This window comes from Streptosporangium sp. NPDC049248 (assembly GCF_040678965.1).
GTDB classification, from domain to species: Bacteria; Actinomycetota; Actinomycetes; order Streptosporangiales; family Streptosporangiaceae; genus Streptosporangium; species Streptosporangium fukuiense.
This window is the reverse complement of the sequence record NZ_JBFAQY010000009.1, coordinates 105,415-123,409: the sequence shown is the minus strand read 5'-3', so window position 1 is coordinate 123,409 and position 17,995 is coordinate 105,415. Positions and strand designations below refer to the sequence as shown.

The 17,995-nt window shown below is 69.5% G+C and carries 16 protein-coding genes; 1 reads left to right on the top strand and 15 read right to left on the bottom strand.

Annotated features, from left to right (window positions below; all coding sequences use genetic code 11):
• Positions 1 to 37: 37 nt before the first annotated feature.
• From AB0K21_RS18800 to AB0K21_RS18775, 6 genes are all read right to left on the bottom strand, one after another.
• Positions 38 to 2,464: a glycoside hydrolase family 2 protein gene (locus AB0K21_RS18800; RefSeq protein WP_364151407.1), complete on the bottom strand. Its 2,427-nt coding sequence runs from the start codon at positions 2,462 to 2,464 to the stop codon at positions 38 to 40.
• Positions 2,461 to 3,345, bottom strand: a complete 885-nt coding sequence (locus AB0K21_RS18795) for an ATP-binding cassette domain-containing protein (protein ID WP_343972336.1) — start codon at positions 3,343 to 3,345, stop codon at positions 2,461 to 2,463. Before AB0K21_RS18795 ends, AB0K21_RS18800 begins: the two co-directional genes overlap by 4 nt.
• Positions 3,345 to 4,286, bottom strand: coding sequence for an ABC transporter ATP-binding protein (locus tag AB0K21_RS18790; RefSeq protein WP_364151404.1), 942 nt, complete (start codon positions 4,284 to 4,286; stop codon positions 3,345 to 3,347). Before AB0K21_RS18790 ends, AB0K21_RS18795 begins: the two co-directional genes overlap by 1 nt.
• Complete coding sequence (locus AB0K21_RS18785; protein ID WP_364151401.1) at positions 4,287 to 5,147, bottom strand: ABC transporter permease; 861 nt, start codon at positions 5,145 to 5,147, stop codon at positions 4,287 to 4,289. It lies immediately after the preceding gene.
• A gap of 46 nt (positions 5,148 to 5,193) precedes the next feature.
• Entirely contained in the window at positions 5,194 to 6,189 is a 996-nt protein-coding gene (locus AB0K21_RS18780; protein WP_343972257.1) for an ABC transporter permease, read from the bottom strand.
• 73 nt (positions 6,190 to 6,262) lie between these two features.
• Positions 6,263 to 8,035 carry an ABC transporter substrate-binding protein gene (locus tag AB0K21_RS18775; RefSeq protein WP_343972254.1) on the bottom strand — a complete coding sequence of 591 codons (1,773 nt, stop codon included), beginning with the start codon at positions 8,033 to 8,035 and terminating at the stop codon, positions 6,263 to 6,265.
• Positions 8,036 to 8,189: 154 nt separating this feature from the next.
• Between AB0K21_RS18775 and AB0K21_RS18770 the strand changes: the two genes are divergently transcribed.
• On the top strand, positions 8,190 to 9,209 hold the full coding sequence (locus tag AB0K21_RS18770; protein WP_343972251.1) for a LacI family DNA-binding transcriptional regulator: 1,020 nt from the start codon (positions 8,190 to 8,192) through the stop codon (positions 9,207 to 9,209).
• Positions 9,210 to 9,297: 88 nt separating this feature from the next.
• On the opposite strand, the gene AB0K21_RS18765 is transcribed toward AB0K21_RS18770, so the two are convergent.
• From AB0K21_RS18765 to AB0K21_RS18725, 9 genes are all read right to left on the bottom strand, one after another.
• Positions 9,298 to 11,025, bottom strand: coding sequence for a DEAD/DEAH box helicase (locus AB0K21_RS18765; protein WP_364151395.1), 1,728 nt, complete (start codon positions 11,023 to 11,025; stop codon positions 9,298 to 9,300).
• 366 nt (positions 11,026 to 11,391) lie between these two features.
• A complete protein-coding gene (locus AB0K21_RS18760; RefSeq protein WP_343981579.1) occupies positions 11,392 to 11,766 on the bottom strand; it encodes a metal-sulfur cluster assembly factor in 375 nt (124 codons plus the stop codon).
• Positions 11,763 to 12,200, bottom strand: a complete 438-nt coding sequence (gene sufU, locus AB0K21_RS18755; protein ID WP_343981582.1) for a Fe-S cluster assembly sulfur transfer protein SufU — start codon at positions 12,198 to 12,200, stop codon at positions 11,763 to 11,765. The genes AB0K21_RS18760 and sufU overlap by 4 nt, the downstream gene beginning before the upstream one ends.
• A 118-nt stretch (positions 12,201 to 12,318) precedes the next feature.
• Complete coding sequence (locus AB0K21_RS18750; RefSeq protein ID WP_364151390.1) at positions 12,319 to 13,581, bottom strand: cysteine desulfurase; 1,263 nt, start codon at positions 13,579 to 13,581, stop codon at positions 12,319 to 12,321.
• Entirely contained in the window at positions 13,581 to 14,318 is a 738-nt protein-coding gene (gene sufC, locus AB0K21_RS18745; RefSeq protein ID WP_343981635.1) for a Fe-S cluster assembly ATPase SufC, read from the bottom strand. The genes AB0K21_RS18750 and sufC overlap by 1 nt, the downstream gene beginning before the upstream one ends.
• A 38-nt stretch (positions 14,319 to 14,356) precedes the next feature.
• Positions 14,357 to 14,674: a non-heme iron oxygenase ferredoxin subunit gene (locus AB0K21_RS18740; protein ID WP_343981588.1), complete on the bottom strand. Its 318-nt coding sequence runs from the start codon at positions 14,672 to 14,674 to the stop codon at positions 14,357 to 14,359.
• The gene (gene sufD / locus AB0K21_RS18735; RefSeq protein WP_343981591.1) at positions 14,671 to 15,792 is read right to left on the bottom strand and encodes a Fe-S cluster assembly protein SufD; all 1,122 of its coding nucleotides are present in this window, start codon (positions 15,790 to 15,792) and stop codon (positions 14,671 to 14,673) included. The genes AB0K21_RS18740 and sufD overlap by 4 nt, the downstream gene beginning before the upstream one ends.
• Positions 15,792 to 17,204, bottom strand: coding sequence for a Fe-S cluster assembly protein SufB (gene sufB, locus AB0K21_RS18730; RefSeq protein ID WP_343981594.1), 1,413 nt, complete (start codon positions 17,202 to 17,204; stop codon positions 15,792 to 15,794). The genes sufD and sufB overlap by 1 nt, the downstream gene beginning before the upstream one ends.
• Entirely contained in the window at positions 17,201 to 17,992 is a 792-nt protein-coding gene (locus AB0K21_RS18725) for a metalloregulator ArsR/SmtB family transcription factor (protein WP_343981638.1), read from the bottom strand. Before AB0K21_RS18725 ends, sufB begins: the two co-directional genes overlap by 4 nt.
• Positions 17,993 to 17,995: the final 3 nt, after the last annotated feature.

Sequence of the window (17,995 nt, the reverse complement as noted above, 5' to 3'; positions counted from 1 at the left end):
CCTCACCGGACGCGAGCCGCCGGGTGATCTCCGGAGGTCACCGCTCCGTTTGACCGTCTCGTGACCGGGCCGCCCATCCGGGCGGCCCGGGGTACGTTCGGTCGTTGACGCAGCGCAGCACCGGGCGGGTGACAAGGGCGGCCGGATCGGGCGAGCCCGTCACGTGCAGGGTGACGCTCTCACCGGGAAGCAGGGTCAGCAGCATGTCGTCCACCGAGGAGGCCGGATCGAGGCGGTCGGGGAACAGGGCCAGCTCACGCAGCAGCGTCCGGGCGGTGACGGTGACGTCCAGGCCACCGGCCACGGGGACGACCTCGGTGTCGTAGGCGGCCACCGGGAAGGCCACTCGCGGGTCCTCGGCGAAGAAGCGCAGCACCCGGTGCTCGCCCAGCCGCACCGAGAGCAGCTCGGCGGACGGGTCCCCGGGGACGGCCACCGAGTCCGGGAGCCCGACCCTGGCCACCGAGCGCGCCGCCACCTCGACCACGATCGTCTCCTTGGCCAGCGGCTCTCCTGCCAGGCCGAGCCGTAGCAGCTCCAGCTCGCCCGCCCAGGGCTGCGGGCCGTCGTTGACCACGGCCACGGCGCCGTCGCAGACGGTGAGCAGGCGGTCGGCGTAGGCGCGGCGCAGCGCGTACCACAGCGGCTTGCGCCGCCCGGCGCCGTCGACGGCCGACCAGGAGGTGACCGGCCAGCAGTCGTTGAGCTGCCAGACGATCGTGCCCGCGCAGTAAGGTGCCAGCGCCCGGAAACGCTCGATACCGAAGGCCATCGCCCTGGCCTGGTTGAGCTGGGTCCAGTAGTGCCAGTCGTCGAAGCCCTCCGGCCGGGGCAGGTGCTCGCCCAGGCCGCGCAGCAGCTTGGCGTCGCCCTCGTGCGCTTTTTGGTGGTGCAGTACGCCGGGTGAGGTGGGAGTGAGCGGATCGTCGGAGACCGAGCCGCGCAGTGTGGCGTGGGCGGGCGGCCCCTGGAAGCCGAACTCGGCGACGAAGCGGGGGCGGTAGTCGCCGTAGCGGGTGTAGTCCTCGCGGTTCCACACATCCCAGATGTGCACGGTGCCGCGCGCGGGGTCGTTGGGCGCCAGGCCGGGGGCGCCGGAGTAGGGGCTGCCCGGCCAGTAGGGGCGGGTGGGATCGAGCTCGGCCACCACCGAGGGCAGCAGGTCGTGGTAGAAGCCCGCCCCCCAGCTTTTCTCCCCCAGTTCCTCGCGCCAGCCCCAGTCGGCGTGGCCCTCGAGGTTCTCGTTGTTGCCGCACCACAGCACCAGTGAAGGGCGCCAGGACAGCCGGGTGACGTTCTGGCGCGCCTCGGCCTCCACCTCGCTCGCGAACGGCTCCTCCTCGGGGTAGGCGGCGCAGGCGAACGGGAAGTCCTGCCAGATGAGCAGGCCCAGCTCGTCGGCCAGGTCGTAGAAGTCCTCGCTCTCGTACAGGCCGCCGCCCCAGACCCGCAGCAGGTTGACGTTCGCCTCGACGGCCTGGCCGAGGCGTTCGGCCAGGCGTTCGCGGGTGATGCGGGCCGGGAAGCAGTCGTCGGGGATCCAGTTGACGCCGCGCGCGAAAACCGGCACGTCGTTGACCACGATGGTGAATCCCTCGCCGGTGCGGTCCAGGCGCACGTCGCGAAACCCGATCCGGCCCCTCCAGGTCTCCTCCCCGAGGCCTACCACCAGCTCGTAGCGGTCCTGCGCGCCGTAGCCACGCGGCCACCACAGCCGGGGCTCGGGCACGGCGAGGGTGAGGACGGCTTCGTGCTCATCGGGGGCCAGCACCGTTTGCACGGAGATTCCGGCCACCTGCGCGGTCAACGTGAGGGGTGCGTCGGTGGCGCGCTCGACCGCGACGTGCACCTCGACGCGCCCGTCCCCGCTCACCAGCGGCCGTACCGAGGCCAGCCTGGCCCCGCTCCAGGCGTGCAGCCCGATCGGCCGCCAGATGCCGGAGGTGACCACGGCCGGACCCCAGTCCCAGCCGAAGTTGCAGGCCATCTTGCGGATGAACTGGTAGGGCGCCGCATAGGCGCCGGGCCGCTCCCCCAGCTCGGCCCGGCGCGCCTCGGCGTAGGCCTGCGGGGAGGCGAAACGGACCCGCAGCGTGTTCTCGCCCTCGCGCAACAGCTCCCGCACCGCGAAGCGGTAGGAACGGTGCTGGTTGGCCGTGGCCGCGACCCGCACACCGTTCAGGACGACCGTGGCGACCGTGTCGAGGCCCTCGCAGACCAGGTCGGCGCGCTCGTGCCCGTCCGCGCTCCAGGTGAAGACCGTCTCGTAGTCCCACTCGGAGCGGCCGATCCAGGTCAGCCGGTTCTCGTTGTCGTCCAGGTACGGGTCCTCGATCAGCCCGGCGGCCAGCAGATCGGTGTGCACGCACCCCGGCACCGTGGCGGGGACGCGGGAGATCCCGCCCCCCACCTGGCGCAGGGTCCAGCCCTCGTGTAGCGCCCTTACCGCCCTAACCGTCGTCAACTCACGCTCCTTGTCGGTGTGGTGTCGCCTCGCCGGACGAAGTGCCCCGGTTCCTCCTCCAGCAGTGTGGAGGGTCCCGCTGAGACCTCCTCGGCGGGGACGGCGGGATCGCCGCCGTCCCACCGGGCGGTGAGCCTCGGCACCGACGACAGCAGCTTGATCGTGTACGGGTGGAGGGGGTTGCCGAACACCGCGGCGGTGGGACCGGACTCCACCACCTGCCCCCGGTACAGGACCACGGCCCGCTCGCTGATGTAGTTGCCCAGCGACAGGTCGTGGGTGACGAACAGCACCCCGAGGCCGCGCGACTTCAGGTCGGCGAGCAGGTTGAGCACGTCGATCCTGGTGGAGGCGTCGAGCATGCTGGTGATCTCGTCGGCGACGAGGTATCTGAGGTCGAGCAGGAGCGCCCTGGCGATCAGCAGGCGCTGCAGCTGGCCACCGCTGAGCTGGTGCGGATACCGGCCCAGGACCTGCCCGGGGTCGAGGCCGACGTCCTTGAGCGACTTCTCGATCCTGCCCTCCCACTCGGAGGCCGCGACGCCGGGAAAGTACTCGTCCTTGATCATCTTGACCACCCGGTCGGCCTTGAAGACCGGGTTGTAGCAGCTGAACGGGTCCTGGAAGACGCCCTGCACGTGCCGGTAGTACGCCTTTCCCGGCCGCGCGGGGGCCCCGTCGAGGGTGATCCTGCCCCGCGTCGGGGCGAGCAGCCCGAGGACCGTCTTGCCGAGGGTCGTCTTGCCGCTGCCGCTCTCGCCGATGAGGGAGACCACCTCCCCCGGCGCGAGGTCAAGGCTCACGTCGTCGACGGCGGTGAGGGTCGCGGCGCCGAAGGCACCCACCCGGTAGGTCTTGGTGACCCCTTCGAGACTCAGCATCATGCCTTCCAACAGGCGACGTGGTGGCCGGGAGCGACCTCGATGGGCGGGGGGTCCTCGGCGCACCTGTCGAAGGCCAGCGGGCAGCGGTCCCTGAACCGGCAGCCCTGCGGCGGATCGAGCAGCGAGGGCGGCCGCCCGGGGATGCCGGAGAGCCTGCGCTCCGCGTGGCGGACCCCGACCTCGGGCAGCGAGGAGATCAGCATTCGGGTGTACGGGTGACGCGGCTCGCTGACGATCACGCTCGCGGGGGCCTTCTCGGCCAGCCTCCCCGCGTACATGACCATGATCGTGTCGGCGATCTGGTAGGTCAGCGAGATGTCGTGGGTGACGAAGATCATGCTGCGCACGAAACCCCGGTCCCGGAACTCCACCAGGGTCCTGGCCACGGCCTTCTGGGTCGACACGTCCAGCGCGGAGGTGATCTCGTCGGCGATGAGCAGGGAGGGGTCGAGCAGCGTGGAGATGACCATCACCATCCGCTGCTTCATCCCGCCGGACAGTTCGATGGGGTAGCGCCCCAGGATGTCCCTGGGCAGCTCCACCAGGTCCAGCCGGCGTTCCAGCTCGGCCGTGTCCACGCTCTCGCCCCTGGATGCGAGCAGCTCGGTGATCATCCTGCCGATCCTGCGGGTGGGGTTCATCGCGCTCATGGAGTACTGCGGGATGAGCGACACCCGCTTGAAGCGGAAGGGGTTCATCCGCCGGTCGTCGCCGATGGGCAGCTCCGCGCCGTCCAGCGAGACGGTGCCTCCGGCCAGCCGCATCCGGCCGTCCATCCTGATCAGGCTCTTGCCGAGGGTGGTCTTGCCGCAGCCGGACTCGCCGGCCAGGCCGAGGATCTCGCCGTCGCCGACGCCGAAGCTGACGCCGTCCAGCGCCTTCACCTCGCCGCGCAGAGTCCGGTAGTGGACCCTCAGGTCGTCCACACGCAGAGTCATCTACAGCTCCCGCAGTTTCGGGTTGAAGACCTCGTCCAGGCCGACGTTCATCACGTACAGGGCGCCGACGATGGCGGTGATCCCGGCTCCCGGCGGGATGAACCACCACCACATGCCCAGGTGCAGGGCGCTCCAGCGGGCCGCGTTGTTGAGCATCAGGCCGAGCGAGACGCCCTCGCTGGGGCCGAGCCCGATGAAGTCCAGCGAGGCGGCGATCAGGATCGACCCGCCGAACAGCAGGATGAAGGTCATGAAGAGATACGAGCTCATGTTGGGCGCGATCTCCCTGGTGATGATCTTCCAGGTGCGCACGCCGCTGAGCTTGGCCAGGTCCACGAAGTCGCGCGAGCGCAGCGAGAACGTCTGGGCCCTGATCGCCCTGGCCGCCCACGGCCAGGAGGTGAGCCCGATGAAGAGCGCCTGCACGCCGACGCTGCGGACCCCGAGGTAGGCGTTGACGATCAGCAGCACCGCCAGTGCGGGCAGGACCAGGACGATGTTGGTGAGCATGTTCAGCACCTCGTCGACCAGGCCGCCCCGGTATCCGGCGGTGAAGCCGATCGCCATCCCGATGATCGCGGCCAGCCCGCCGCCGAGCACCCCCACGGTGAAGGTGACGCGCAGGCCGTAGACGAACTGGGCGAAGACGTCCTGGCCGAACATGGTGGTGCCGAACCAGTGCTCGGCCGAGGGGGGCGAGGCCGGGGTGGCGACGTAGGCGTTCGGGTCGCCCCCCGCGATCAGCGGGGCGGCGGCCGCCAGGGCGAGCAGCGGGACCAGCACGACCAGTCCGGCCAGCAGCTTCCCGTTGCGCAGCGCGAAGTACAGGGCCTCGTTGCGCCCGGTGGGCACGACCGTCATGACGCCCCGCCTCCTTCGGCCGCGGGCCGGTTCGCGGAGATGCCGGTCATGCGGCCTCCCCTCCTATCCCGGTCCTGGTGCGCGGGTCGACCAGGACGTAGACGATGTCGATGATGAAGTTGGCGACCAGCACGCCCACCACGATGAACAGGAAGGTCCCCTGCAGCAGGAAGAAGTCCTGGTTCTGGATCGCCTGGAGGATCAGGTGGCCGAGCCCCGGATAGGAGAAGACGATCTCGGTGACCAGGGCTCCGGCCACGAGCACGCCGAGTTGCAGGGCCAGGCCGGTGATCTGCGGCAGTACCGCGTTCCTGAAGGCGTAGCGCCGGATGAGCCGCCGCGAGGCCCCCAGCGAGGACAGGTAGGTGGAGTAGTCGGCCTCCAGCTCATAGATGATCATGTTGCGCATGCCGATCGCCCAGCCCCCGAACGCGACGAGGAAGAGCGAGACGAACGGCAGGAACCAGTGCAGCGCCAGGTTGCCGACGAACTCCCACGACCAGTTGGGCCGCATGGCGAAGCTGTAGCCGCCGGAGACGGGGAAGATCCCCGCCACGATGCCCAGCCCCCAGGCCAGCAGGATCGCCAGCCACATGTAGGGCGTCGCGGTGAGCACGTACCCGATCGGCAGCGCGGTGTTGTCCAGCCACCTGCGCCTGGCGGCGAAGGCGCCGAACCTGTTGCCCGCCCACCAGCTGAGCAGGATGGACGGGATGAGCAGTGCCAGCGTGTACGGCACCGCCCGGATGATGACGTCGGTCACCGGGGTGGGGAACAACCAGATGCTGGTCCCCAGATCACCCCGGAACAGCGCGGCCCAGAAGTTGCCGTACTGCTCCCAGAGCGGCAGGTCGAGCCCGAACAGGCTCGTGTAGTGGGCGCGCATCGCCTCGACGGCGGCGGGCTGTGACACGTTGGCCCTGGCCAGCATGCTCTGGACCGGGTCTCCCGGCATGAAGCGCGGGATCATCCAGTTGATCGTGACGGCCACGAGGAAGGTGAGCCCGTACACGAGCAGCTTCCGGCCGAAATAGCGTCGCACGCGATCCTCCCGAATCGGCGAGATGAGCCCCTCCCCGCGCCGCGCGCGGGGAGGGGGCGAGAATCGCGGGGGATCAGCCGCCGACGGGCTTCAGCTCGGTCAGGGTCAGCACTCCGCCCAGCTCCAGCCAGTTACGCCACATGGTCGGCGGACTCTTGGGCGTCGCGGGGTCGGAGGTGGGCCAGTTGGTCCAGACCGCGTTGCTGGTCTGCGCCCACAGGCCGTTGTACCAGAGCGGGATCACCGGCAGATCGTCGAGCTGGATCTTCTGGATCTCCGAGGCGACCTGCTTCATGCCCTCGACGTCGTCGGCCTTCTTGCCGTCGAGATCCTGGACCAGGTCCCAGACCTTCTTGTTCTCGTAGCGGCCGAAGTTGACGGTGTTCTGCTGCTTGTTGATCGGCAGCCGGAACATGTAGTCGTAGTACATCCAGGGGGTGTTGGACAGCTGCCGTTCATTGTTGAGCAGCAGGTCGAACTTGCCGGACCCGCGCTGGTCGACCAGCGCGTTGTAGTCGGGGAACTCAGGGGTGAGGTCGATCCCGGCCGCCTTGGCCCCCTCGGCGATGACCCGGCTCGCCTCCATCCAGTCGGTCCACCCGGCCGGAACGATGATCTTCAGCGAGGCCTTGGAGCCGTCCTTGTTCTCCACGAACCCGTCGCCGTCGCCGTCCTTGTATCCGGCGTCGGCCAGCAGCTTCTTCGCCTTCTTGGTGTCGAAGGAGAAGCCCTTCTCGCTCACCACGGCCTGGTCGACGTACTTGTCCCACTGGGGCAGCAGCCCGGTGGGGCCGGCCGCCTTGACCAGGTTGCCGTAGACCCCCTCGACGATCTTCTTGGTGTCGATGGAGTTGGCGATCGCCTTGCGGAAGGCGGGATCGTCCAGCGGCTTCTTCGCGGTGTTGGGCACCAGGAAGGCCGTGTTGGCCGAGAGCATGTACGGCGGCTCCGGGTAGTAGGTCTTGATACCGAAGTCGCCCTGGACCAGATTGGCCACGCCGGGCAGGAAGTTGTTGCTGAGGTCCAGGCCCTTCTGCAGCAGCAGGCCCATCGCCACCTCGTTGCTGGAGTTGACGATGTCGACGACGTACTTGGGCTTGACCTCCTTGCCCAGCGCCGCGGTGGCCCACCAGCCGTCGCGCTTGACCCAGGCCATGCGGTCCTGGTCGTGGCTGTGGTAGGTGTACGGCCCGGTGCCGACCGGCTTCTCGTTGACGCCGTTCAGCACCTCGTCCTCAGAGCGACCTTCCCAGATGTGCTTGGGGACGATCGCGTTGCTGTAGACCCAGTTGGCCCACTGCTGGTAGTTGGCCTTGGAGAAGGTGAACCTGACCGTGCCCGGGTCGACCGCCTCGACCTTCTCCAGCCAGTCCCACAGGTTGGCGTAGGGGATGGTCTTCATCTTGCCGAGCTCGACGGTGAAGACCACGTCGTCGGCGGTGAAGGGCTTGCCGTCGGCCCAGGTGACCCCCTGCCTGAGCTTGAGGTCGTAGGTCTTGTCGTCCGTCCAGGTGCCGCTCTCGGCCAGCCAGGGCGTGAACTTGTCGGTCTGGGGGTCGTACAGGAAGAGCGTCTCGTAGACGAGCCCCTTGGTACCGGTGGCCGAGTCCCAGGTCCGCAGCGGATTCCAGTTGGCCGGCGGGCCCCACTGGGTGCCGCTGGTGTACAGGGTCTCGTTGCGGGGGAACGCGGCGTTCGCCGCCCCCGCTCCCGCCGAGGGGGCCGCGGCGCCCGAACCCTGCGGCGCCTGGCTCGGAGCGGACGGTGTCGTCGACCCTCCCGTGCACCCGGCCGCGACCATGCAGGCCGCCGCCCCGAGGATCGCGAACCTTCTTCGAATTCGCATCTATGTTCTCCTCTCCAACATGGGAGCGCTCCCAAATAACTAAACGCGACCGCATGCGTTTGCTGAGCCGGATAAGTATCGTGACCGTAAAGTCCATATGTCGGCACTGTCAATAGGCGACTAGACCGGTTCAGCTGAAATCGCGGAGGGGATCATGAAACGACCGACGATCGCGGACGTCGCCAGACGGGCCGGGGTGTCCAAGGGTGCCGTCTCGTACGCGCTCAACGGGCAACCCGGCGTGTCGGAGAGCACCCGGGCCAGGATCCTGGCGATCGCCGAGGAGATCGGCTGGCGCCCCAACAGCGCGGCCCGCGCCCTGAACGGCGCGCGGTCCCACACCGTGGGCCTGGCCATGTGCCGCCCGGCGCGCACGCTCGGCGTGGAACCGTTCTTCATGGAGCTCATCAGCGGCATCGAGGGCGAGCTCTCGGCCCGCTCGTACGCGCTCATGTTGCAGGTGGTCTCCGACCACGGGCAGGAGGTCGCGGTCTACCGCCGCTGGTGGGGTGAGGGCCGCGTCGACGGTGCCATCCTGGTCGACCTGCATGTGGGCGACCCCCGCATCCCCGAGTTCGAGTCACTCGGCCTGCCGGCCGTGGTGATCGGCCACCCGTCGGAGACCGGGTCGCTGCTGCCCATCTGGTCCGACGACGGCGGCGCCGTCCACGAGACCGTGGAGTATCTCGTCGCGCTCGGCCACCGCAGGATCGCCAGGGTCGCCGGGCTGCCGCGTCTGGCTCACACCGTGCTGCGCGACCGCGCCTTCGCCGAGGCCTGCGACGGCGTCGCCGAGCAGGTGACCGTGCACACCGACTACACCGGCGAGGAGGGCGCCCGCGCCACCCGGCGCCTGCTGAGCTCGCCCTCCCGGCCCACCGCGATCGTCTACGACAACGACATCATGGCCGTCGCCGGGCTGTCCGCCGCCCAGGACCTGCGCCTGGACGTGCCCCGCGACCTGTCCATCGTCGCCTGGGACGACTCACCCCTCTCCCGGGTCGTCCGCCCCCCGCTCACCGCCCTGAGCCGCGACATCTCCGCCTACGGGGCCCACGCCGCCCGCCATCTCCTCGCCCTCGTCTCCGGTGCGAGCCCCGGCCCCCACGAGGAGGAGGCCGCCCGCCTCACCCCCAGAGGCAGCACCGCTCCCCCACCCGGGCAGGTCCGGTGACGGCGGCCCTTCTATGGGACCGGGCCGCTCCAGCCGAAGGGCCGGCACGGCGGATGCCGTACCGGCCCTTCAGGGTGCCACCAGGTGATCAGCGACCGTAGCGGCCACCGCCGCGCGGGGCGGAGCCGCGGCCGTCGGCGCGGAACTCGCCGCCGCGGAAACCGCCGCCCTGGCGGTCACCGCGGAAGGACTCACGCTCCCCCGCGGGACGCTCGGAACGGAAGCCACCGCCGGCCGAGGCCGGACGGTCGGCGCGGAACGGCTCGCGCCGCTCGCCACCGCGGTAGCCGCCCGCGGGGCGCTCGGAGCGGAAGCCGCCACCGGCCGGGCGCTCACCGCGGTCGGAGCGGTAGCCGCCGCCCGCGGGACGCTCGGAACGGAAGCCGCCGGCCGGGCGCTCGGAGCGGTACTGGCCGCCGCCACGGGAGTCGTCACCGAAGGAACGCTCGCGGGGCTGCTGACCCTCGCCGTGGGCGGGACGCTCGGAGCGGAAACGGCGCGGGCCACGCCCGCCGCCGTTGCCGCCGAAGCCGCCACGCCCCTGGCGCTGCCTGCTGGCCGGAGCCGAGGGCTCCCAGACCGGGATCGGCTCGCCGCTGGGGGTACGCGCACCGGCGACCTCCTCCAGGCGCGGGTGGCCCGGGGTGACCCTGGCGCGGAACGGCTTGATGCCCGCACGACGGGTCATCGCGTCGGTGGAGCGGCGCTCGTTGGGGAGCACCAGCGTCATGACGGTGCCCTTCTCCCCGGCGCGGGCGGTACGGCCGCCGCGGTGCAGGTAGCTCTTGTGGTCCTGCGGCGGGTCGACGTGCAGCACGAGGCTGATGTTGTCGACGTGGATGCCGCGGGCCGCGACGTCCGTGCAGACCAGGACGTTGATCGTGCCTTCCTTGAACTCGGCCAGGATGCGGGTGCGCTGGTTCTGGCGCTTGCCGCCGTGCAGGCCGCCGGCCTTGATGCCGACCTGGGCGAGCTGCTTGCACAGCCGGTCCACACCGTGCTGGGTGCGCACGAAGATGATGGTCCGGCCCTCACGGTTGGCGATCTCGGCGGTCACCGGGAACTTGTCGTCGCGGTGCACCTCCAGCAGGTGGTGCTCCATGGTGTCCACCGAGGAGGCGGCCGGGGCCATGGAGTGGGTCACCGGGTTGGTGAGGAAGCGGCGGACGAGCTTGTCCACGTCGCCGTCGAGGGTCGCGGAGAAGAGCAGACGCTGGCTGTCGGCCGGGGTCTGCTGCAGGATCGCGCTGACGACCGGGAAGAAGCCGAGGTCGCACATGTGGTCGGCCTCGTCGAGGATCGTCACCTGGACCTCGTCCAGCATGCACTCACCCTGCTGCATGAGGTCGGTCAGACGGCCGGGGGTGGCCACGACGACCTCGACACCGCGGCGCAGCGCCTCGATCTGGCGGCCCATGGACATGCCGCCGACAACGGTCTTCATCCGCAGCGACAGGCCGCGGCCGAGGGGCTCCAGCGCGTCGGTCACCTGCATGGCGAGCTCGCGGGTCGGCACCAGCACGACGGCCAGCGGGTGGCCGGGGCGCGCCTTGGCCCCGGCGATGCGGGTCATCATGGGCAGGCCGAAGGCGAGCGTCTTGCCCGAGCCGGTCTGGCCGCGGCCGAGGACGTCGTGGCCGGCCAGGATGTCGGGGATCGTGGCCCGCTGGATGGGGAAGGGACTGTCGATGCCCGCACGGGAGAGGCCGGTCACCAGCGGCTTCGGCAGACCGAGGAGGGTGAACTCGGAGGTGCCTGCGGGGGCCTGGGAGATTTCGGTGATTTCGGCGATTTCGGGCAGAACAGCGTCAAGCATGGTCACGAAGACTCGTGCCTTTCGATAGAAGAACGGGGCACGCCACTTCTGCGAAAGGACGAGCCTGGAACGCGCGGCCTGAAGCCGCGCTCGATCAACACCCACGTGGGGGCGGTGGTGCGGTGCAAGTCGAGGCGCACCGCACGGGGCGGGTCTAGCTTACCCGCACGCAGTCAAACCACGATCAAGCATACCCGGTGTTCGCAGTGCCGAGTTCGGTCGGGGCGTCCGGCGTGAGCCGGTCGCTTGTCCGTCGATTGGAGCCAACACTCCCGGCCGGGCTTTTCTTCCCGGCCTCCGTGATCCTCTCACACAATCGGGTACGGCCCGAACCCGGGGGGTGCGGGCCGTACCGGCGACCGCGTCTCAGACGTTGAAGCCGAGCATCCGGAGCTGCTCGCGACCCTCGTCCGTGATCTTGTCCGGACCCCACGGCGGGAGCCAGACCCAGTTGATCTTCACGTCGGAGACCATGCCGTCCAGGGCCGAGTGCGCCTGGTCCTCGATGACGTCGGTCAGCGGGCAGGCCGCACTGGTCAGCGTCATGTCGATGGTGGCGACCGGCCGGGCGTCCCCCTCGCCCCCCTCCGCGGGGTCGAGGTGCAACCCGTAGATCAGGCCCAGGTCGACGACGTTGATGCCCAGCTCGGGGTCCACGACGTCCTTGAGGGCCTCCATGACCTCGTCATGGGTGGTGTCCCCGTCGTACGCCGTGGTCGGCGTCTCAACAGCCTTGCTCATTTCGTGCTCCTCACGACCGCGTCCTTGTAGGCCATCCAGGCCAGTAGCGCGCACTTCACCCGGGCGGGGAACTTCGCGACCCCGGCGAAGGCCACGGCATCGCCCAGCAGGTCCTCGTCCGCCTCGATCTTTCCCCTGCCCTGCATGAGCCGGGTGAACTCCTCCACGACGCCGAGCGAGTCGTCGACGGTCGAGCCGGTGGCCAGCTCGTGCAGCACCGAGGCCGCGGCCTGGCTGATGGAACAGCCCTGCCCGTCGTAGGAGACGTCGTCGACCTTGCCGCCGTCGCCCAGTTTCACCCGCATGGTGATCTCGTCGCCGCACGTCGGGTTCACATGGTGGACCTCGGCGTCGTACGGGTCGCGAAGACCCCTCCCCTGCGGGTGTTTGTAGTGCTCCAGGATCAGCTCCTGGTACATGGACTCGGCGATCATAGGGTCGTGCTCACCTTCTCGTTCGCTGCGCCGTACGCTCGCGCGTCGCCGGGCGCCGTGCCGTGGGCGTGTGGCGCCCGCCGTTCGCTCGCCCATCGGCTCGACTGCTCGGGCATGACTAGGCGAACACCTTCCGCACGTGGTGGAGGCCGCGGACCAGGGCGTCGATCTCGGCCGTTGTGTTGTACAGGTAGAAGGACGCCCGCGTGGTCGCGGGAATTCCGAATCGCAGATGGAGCGGACGGGCGCAGTGGTGCCCCACGCGCACTGCCACGCCGAAGTTGTCATCCAGGATCTGCCCGACGTCGTGCGGGTGAATCCCCTCCAGCGTGAACGAGACGGTGCCGCCACGGTCGGCGAGGTCCAGCGGGCCGATCACCTTCAGGCCCGGGATCTCTCCCAGCGCACCGAGCGCGTAGGCGGTGAGCTCGTGCTCGTGCCGGACGATGGCGTCCATCCCGACCTCGGACAGGTAGTCGACCGCGGCGCCGAGGCCGATCGCCTCGACGATCGGCGGCGTCCCCGCCTCGAACTTGTGCGGCGCGGGCGCGTAGGTCGAGCGGTCCATCCAGACCGCCTCGATCATCTCGCCGCCGCCCAGGAACGGGGGCATGGCCGAAAGCAGCTCACCGCGGGCCCACAGCACGCCGATCCCCGAGGGGCCGGCGACCTTGTGACCGGTGAAGGCCAGGAAGTCGACACCCAGCGCGGCCACGTCCACCTGCTGGTGAGGCACCGACTGCGAGGCGTCGAGCATCATCAGCGCGCCGACCTCGCGGACCCTGGCGAGCACCGGGGCGACCGGGTTGACCGTGCCCAGCACGTTCGACTGGTGCACGATCGAGACGATCTTCGTGCGCTCGGTGACGAGTTCGTCGAGGTTCGACAGGTCCAGGCGGCCGGAGTCGGTGACGGAGAACCAGCGCAGCGTCGCACCCGTGCGCTGCGCGAGCATCTGCCACGGCACGATGTTGGAGTGGTGCTCCATCTCGGAGATGACGATCTCGTCTCCGGGGCCGAGCCGGAAGCGCGGGTCCTCGCCGATGGGGTTACCGAACGCGTACGCCACCAGGTTGAGCGCCTCGGAGGCGTTCTTGGTGAAGACGATCTCGTCGCGGTCGGGCGCGCCGACGAAGGCTGCGACCTTGTCCCTGGCGTTCTCGTACGCCTCGGTGGACTCCGCGCCCAGCGCGTGCATGGCGCGGCCGACGTTGGCGTAGTGCATCGCCATGTGCTCGCGCATCGCCTCGACCACCTGGGTCGGTTTCTGCGCGGAGTTGCCCGAGTCGAGATAGATCAGCGGCCTGCCACCGGGAAGCTCTCGGGAGAGGACCGGGAAGTCCTTCCTGATCCTCTCCACGTCAAGGCCGGCGTCCACCATCAGGCCGACGCCTTCGTGTAGGCCTCGTAACCCTCGTTCTCAAGCCGCTCGGCGAGCTCGGGGCCGCCCTGCTCCACGATCCGTCCCGCGGAGAAGACGTGGACGAAGTCCGGCTTCACATAACGCAGGATGCGGGTGTAGTGGGTGATGAGCAGCACACCGGTCTCGCCGTTCGAACGGAAGCGGTTGATCCCCTCGGAGACCACGCGCAGCGCGTCGACGTCGAGGCCGGAGTCGGTCTCGTCGAGAACCGCGATCTTCGGCTTGAGCAGCTCCAGCTGGAGGATCTCGTGGCGCTTCTTCTCACCGCCGGAGAAGCCCTCGTTGACGTTGCGCTGGGCGAAGGCCGCGTCGATGGACAGGGCGTCCATGCCGGACTTGAGATCCTTGGCGAACTGGCGGAGCTTGGGGGCCTCGCCGCGGACGGAGGTGACCGCGGTGCGCAGGAAGTTGGAGACGCTGACACCGGGGACCTCGACCGGGTACTGCATGGCGAGGAACAGCCCGGCGCGGGCGCGCTCGTCGACGGTCAGCTCCAGCAGGTCGACCCCGTCGAGCAGGACCTGGCCACCGGTGACCGTGTACTTGGGGTGACCCGCGATCGCGTACGCGAGCGTGGACTTGCCCGAGCCGTTGGGGCCCATGATGGCGTGGGTCTCGCCGGCCCGCACGGTCAGGTTGACGCCGCGCAGGATCTCCTTGTCGGCGACACTGACGTGCAGGTCGCGGATCTCCAGGGTGGAACCCGAGGGAACTCGGCTCGTGTCAGACACTTTTATGACTCCTTCGAGAGCGAGACGAGGACGTCATCGCCGTCGATCTTGACTCGGTAGACGGGGACGGGCTTGATGGCGGGCGGACCGGTGGGCTTGCCCGAACGCAGGTCGAAGCACGAACCGTGCAGCCAGCACTCCAGGGTGCCGTCGTAGACCTCACCCTCGCTGAGTTTCACCTCCGCGTGGGAGCACACGTCGTGCAGCGCGTAGACCTCCTCGCCCCGGCGGACCAGGGCGACGGGGGTCTCGCCCACCTCAACGCCGATCACGCCCTCGTCGGGGATGTCGGCGAGCTTGCAGACCTTCTCGAACGTCACTTCTCAAGCTCCGCCTCGACCCGGGCGAGCACCCGCTCGCGAAGCTCGGAGACCTCGATCTTCTCCACCAGTTGCGCGAAGAAGCCCCTGATGACGAGGCGACGCGCGTCCTCGTAGGGGATCCCGCGGGCCTGCAGGTAGAAGAGGTGCTCGTCGTCGAGGCGGCCGGAGGTGCTGGCGTGGCCGGCACCGGTGACCTCTCCGGTGAGGATCTCCAGGTTGGGCACCGAGTCGGCGCGGGCGCCGTCGGTGAGCAGCAGGTTGCGGTTGAGCTCGTAGGTGTCGGTGCCCTCGGCCTCGACCCGGATGATGACGTCGCCGATCCAGACCGCGTGGGCGTCGGTGCCCTGCAGCGCGCCGCGGTAGTCGACGTTGCTCCGGCAGCCGGGCCGGGAGTGGTCGACGAGCAGGCGGTGCTCCAGGTGCTGGCCGGCGTCGACGAAGTAGAGGCCGTTCAACTCGGCGTCGCCGCCGGGCCCTTCGTAGGAGACCGACGGGGAGAGCCGGACCAGGTCGCCTCCGAGGGTGACCACGAAGCTGCGGAAGGTCGCGTCCTTGGCGAGCAGGGCGTGGTGGTGGGAGACGTGCACGGCGTCGTCCGCCCAGTCCTGCAGGCTGATGACCTTGAGTGTGGCGCCCTCGCCCACGACGAACTCGACGTTGTCGGCGTAGAGCGCGCTGCCCTGGTGGTCGAGGACGACCACGGCCTCGGCCATCGGCTCCAGCTTCACGACCGTGTGGCCGTAGGCGGCGCCCCGGCCGGCCCCGGTGAGGGTGACCACGGTCGGGGTGGAGGTGACGGCCTCGCGCGCCACCGTGATCACGGTGGCCTTCTCGAAGGAGGCGTAGGCCTGGGCGCTGACCCGGTCGGCGGGCACGTAGGCCCGGCCGAGCCGCGCGTCGTCACGGCCGACGGTCTCCACGGTGACCTCGGGGGCGGCGTCGACGTGCACGACCACGTTCGCGGAGGCCGCGACGCCCTCGTGCAGGCCCTTGAGCCGGGAGAGCGGGGTGAAGCGCCACTCCTCCTCCCGGCCGGTCGGGACCGCGAAGTCCGCCACGTCGTACGAGGCCTTCTCGTGAAGCGTCGACAGGGGTTTGGCGGTGTCGAGGCCCATCAGCCGACGGCTCCTTCCATCTGCAGTTCGATCAGGCGGTTCAGCTCCAGGGCGTACTCCATCGGGAGCTCGCGGGCGATCGGCTCGACGAAGCCCCGGACGATCATCGCCATGGCCTCGTCCTCGCCCATGCCGCGGCTCATCAGGTAGAAGAGCTGGTCGTCGGAGACCTTGGAGACGGTGGCCTCGTGCCCCATGGAGACGTCGTCCTCGCGCACGTCCACGTAGGGGTAGGTGTCGGAGCGGCTGATCTGGTCGACGAGCAGCGCGTCACACTTGACGGTGCTGGCGCTGCCGTACGCGCCCTCCTCGATCTGGACCAGACCGCGGTAGGAGGTGCGGCCGCCGCCCCTGGCGACGGACTTGGAGATCACCGAGGAGCTGGTGTTCGGTGCGAGGTGCACCATCTTGGAACCGGCGTCCTGGTGCTGGCCCTCACCGGCGAAGGCGACGCTGAGGGTCTCGCCCTTGGCGTGCTCGCCCATGAGGTAGACGGCCGGGTACTTCATGGTGACCTTGGAGCCGATGTTGCCGTCGATCCACTCCATGGTCGCGCCCTCGTACGCCACGGCGCGCTTGGTGACCAGGTTGTAGACGTTGTTCGACCAGTTCTGGATGGTCGTGTAGCGGCAGCGCGCGCCCTTCTTCACGACGATCTCCACGACCGCGCTGTGCAGCGAGTCCGAGGAGTAGATCGGCGCGGTGCAGCCCTCGACGTAGTGGACGTAGGAGTTCTCGTCCACGATGATCAGGGTCCGCTCGAACTGGCCCATGTTCTCGGTGTTGATCCGGAAGTAGGCCTGGAGCGGGATCTCCACGTTGACGTTCGGCGGCACGTAGATGAAGCTGCCGCCGCTCCAGGTCGCCGTGTTCAGCGCGGCGAACTTGTTGTCGCCGACAGGGATCACGGTCCCGAAGTACTCCTTGAAGATCTCCTCGTGCTCCTTGAGGGCGGTGTCGGTGTCGACGAAGATGACGCCCTTCTCCTCAAGGTCCTCACGGATCTTGTGGTAGACCACCTCGGACTCGTACTGGGCGGCGACGCCGGCGACCAGGCGCTGCTTCTCCGCCTCGGGGATGCCGAGCTTGTCGTAGGTGCTCTTGATGTCGTCGGGCAGGTCCTCCCATGAGGCGGCCTGCTTCTCGGTCGAGCGTACGAAGTACTTGATGTTGTCGAAGTCGATCCCGCTGAGGTCGGAGCCCCAGTTCGGCATGGGCTTCTTGCCGAACAGGCGCAGCCCCTTCAGACGAAGGTCCAGCATCCACTCCGGCTCGTTCTTCAGCGCGGAGATATTGCGGACGACCTCTTCGGACAGGCCGCGCCGGGCCGTCGCTCCCGCGGCGTCCGAGTCGGCCCAGCCGAACTTGTAATTCCCGAGGCCTTCCAGCTCCGGGCGGTCGGTGACAGTCACCTTCCGGTCTCCTTGCTCGATATGTCGATCGTTTCGTGGGCTGCTGGTGATTGCACCGGCATGGACGCCGGGGCCTTCGTCACGCGATCCTGCACGCCCGGCCCGGAATCCCGGTGGGGACTCACGTGCGTGGTGCACACGCCGTCGCCGTGGGCGATGGTCGCGAGCCGCTGCACAGGAGTGTCGAGGATGCGCGCGAACGCCTCCGTCTCGGCCTCGCACAGCTGCGGGAACTCCGCGGCCACGTGCGCCACCGGGCAATGGTGCTGACACAGCTGTTCACCGCCGAGGCTGGCCCTGCTCGCCGAGGCGGCGTAGCCGTCGGCCGACAGCGCCTCGGCCAGGACGCGCACCCGCTGGTCCGCGGGGACCTCGCGCATCTCCGGCCGCAGGCGGGCGACCAGGCCGGCCACCTGCGATCGGGCGAACTCCGCCACGGCCTCCTCGCCCATGCGCTCGGCCAGGAAACGCAGCGCGCTCCCGGCGAGACCGTCGTAGGCGTGCTCGAAGGCGCTCCGGCCGGCGTCCGTTATGGCGAACAGCTTGGCGGGCCGGCCGCGGCCGCGCTGGCCCCGTGGCCTGGCGGTGCGCGTCTCGGCCATTCCCTCGGCCAGCAGTGCGTCCAGGTGTCTGCGGACCGCGGCGGGGGTGAGGCCCAGCCGCTCGCCGAGAGCGGCGGCGGTGACGGGCCCGTGCTCCAGGATGAGCCGGGCGACACGCGCTCGCGTGCTGCGCTCGGCGGACACGGCGGAAGGCCGCACGACGGCGGCTCCCTCGGTGCCCTGCATCCC

Excerpts from the sequence above, each read along its gene's own strand:
- AB0K21_RS18795 (WP_343972336.1), bottom strand. The coding sequence starts at position 3,345 with ATGCTGAGTCTCGAAGGGGTCACCAAGACCTACCGGGTGGGTGCCTTC.
- AB0K21_RS18790 (WP_364151404.1), bottom strand. The coding sequence starts at position 4,286 with ATGACTCTGCGTGTGGACGACCTGAGGGTCCACTACCGGACTCTGCGC.
- AB0K21_RS18785 (WP_364151401.1), bottom strand. The coding sequence starts at position 5,147 with ATGACGGTCGTGCCCACCGGGCGCAACGAGGCCCTGTACTTCGCGCTG.
- AB0K21_RS18775 (WP_343972254.1), bottom strand. The coding sequence starts at position 8,035 with ATGCGAATTCGAAGAAGGTTCGCGATCCTCGGGGCGGCGGCCTGCATG.
- AB0K21_RS18770 (WP_343972251.1), top strand. The coding sequence starts at position 8,190 with ATGAAACGACCGACGATCGCGGACGTCGCCAGACGGGCCGGGGTGTCC.
- AB0K21_RS18765 (WP_364151395.1), bottom strand. The coding sequence starts at position 11,025 with ATGCTTGACGCTGTTCTGCCCGAAATCGCCGAAATCACCGAAATCTCC.
- AB0K21_RS18760 (WP_343981579.1), bottom strand. The coding sequence starts at position 11,766 with ATGAGCAAGGCTGTTGAGACGCCGACCACGGCGTACGACGGGGACACC.
- sufU (WP_343981582.1), bottom strand. The coding sequence starts at position 12,200 with ATGATCGCCGAGTCCATGTACCAGGAGCTGATCCTGGAGCACTACAAA.
- AB0K21_RS18750 (WP_364151390.1), bottom strand. The coding sequence starts at position 13,581 with ATGGTGGACGCCGGCCTTGACGTGGAGAGGATCAGGAAGGACTTCCCG.
- sufD (WP_343981591.1), bottom strand. The coding sequence starts at position 15,792 with ATGGGCCTCGACACCGCCAAACCCCTGTCGACGCTTCACGAGAAGGCC.
- AB0K21_RS18725 (WP_343981638.1), bottom strand. The coding sequence starts at position 17,992 with ATGCAGGGCACCGAGGGAGCCGCCGTCGTGCGGCCTTCCGCCGTGTCC.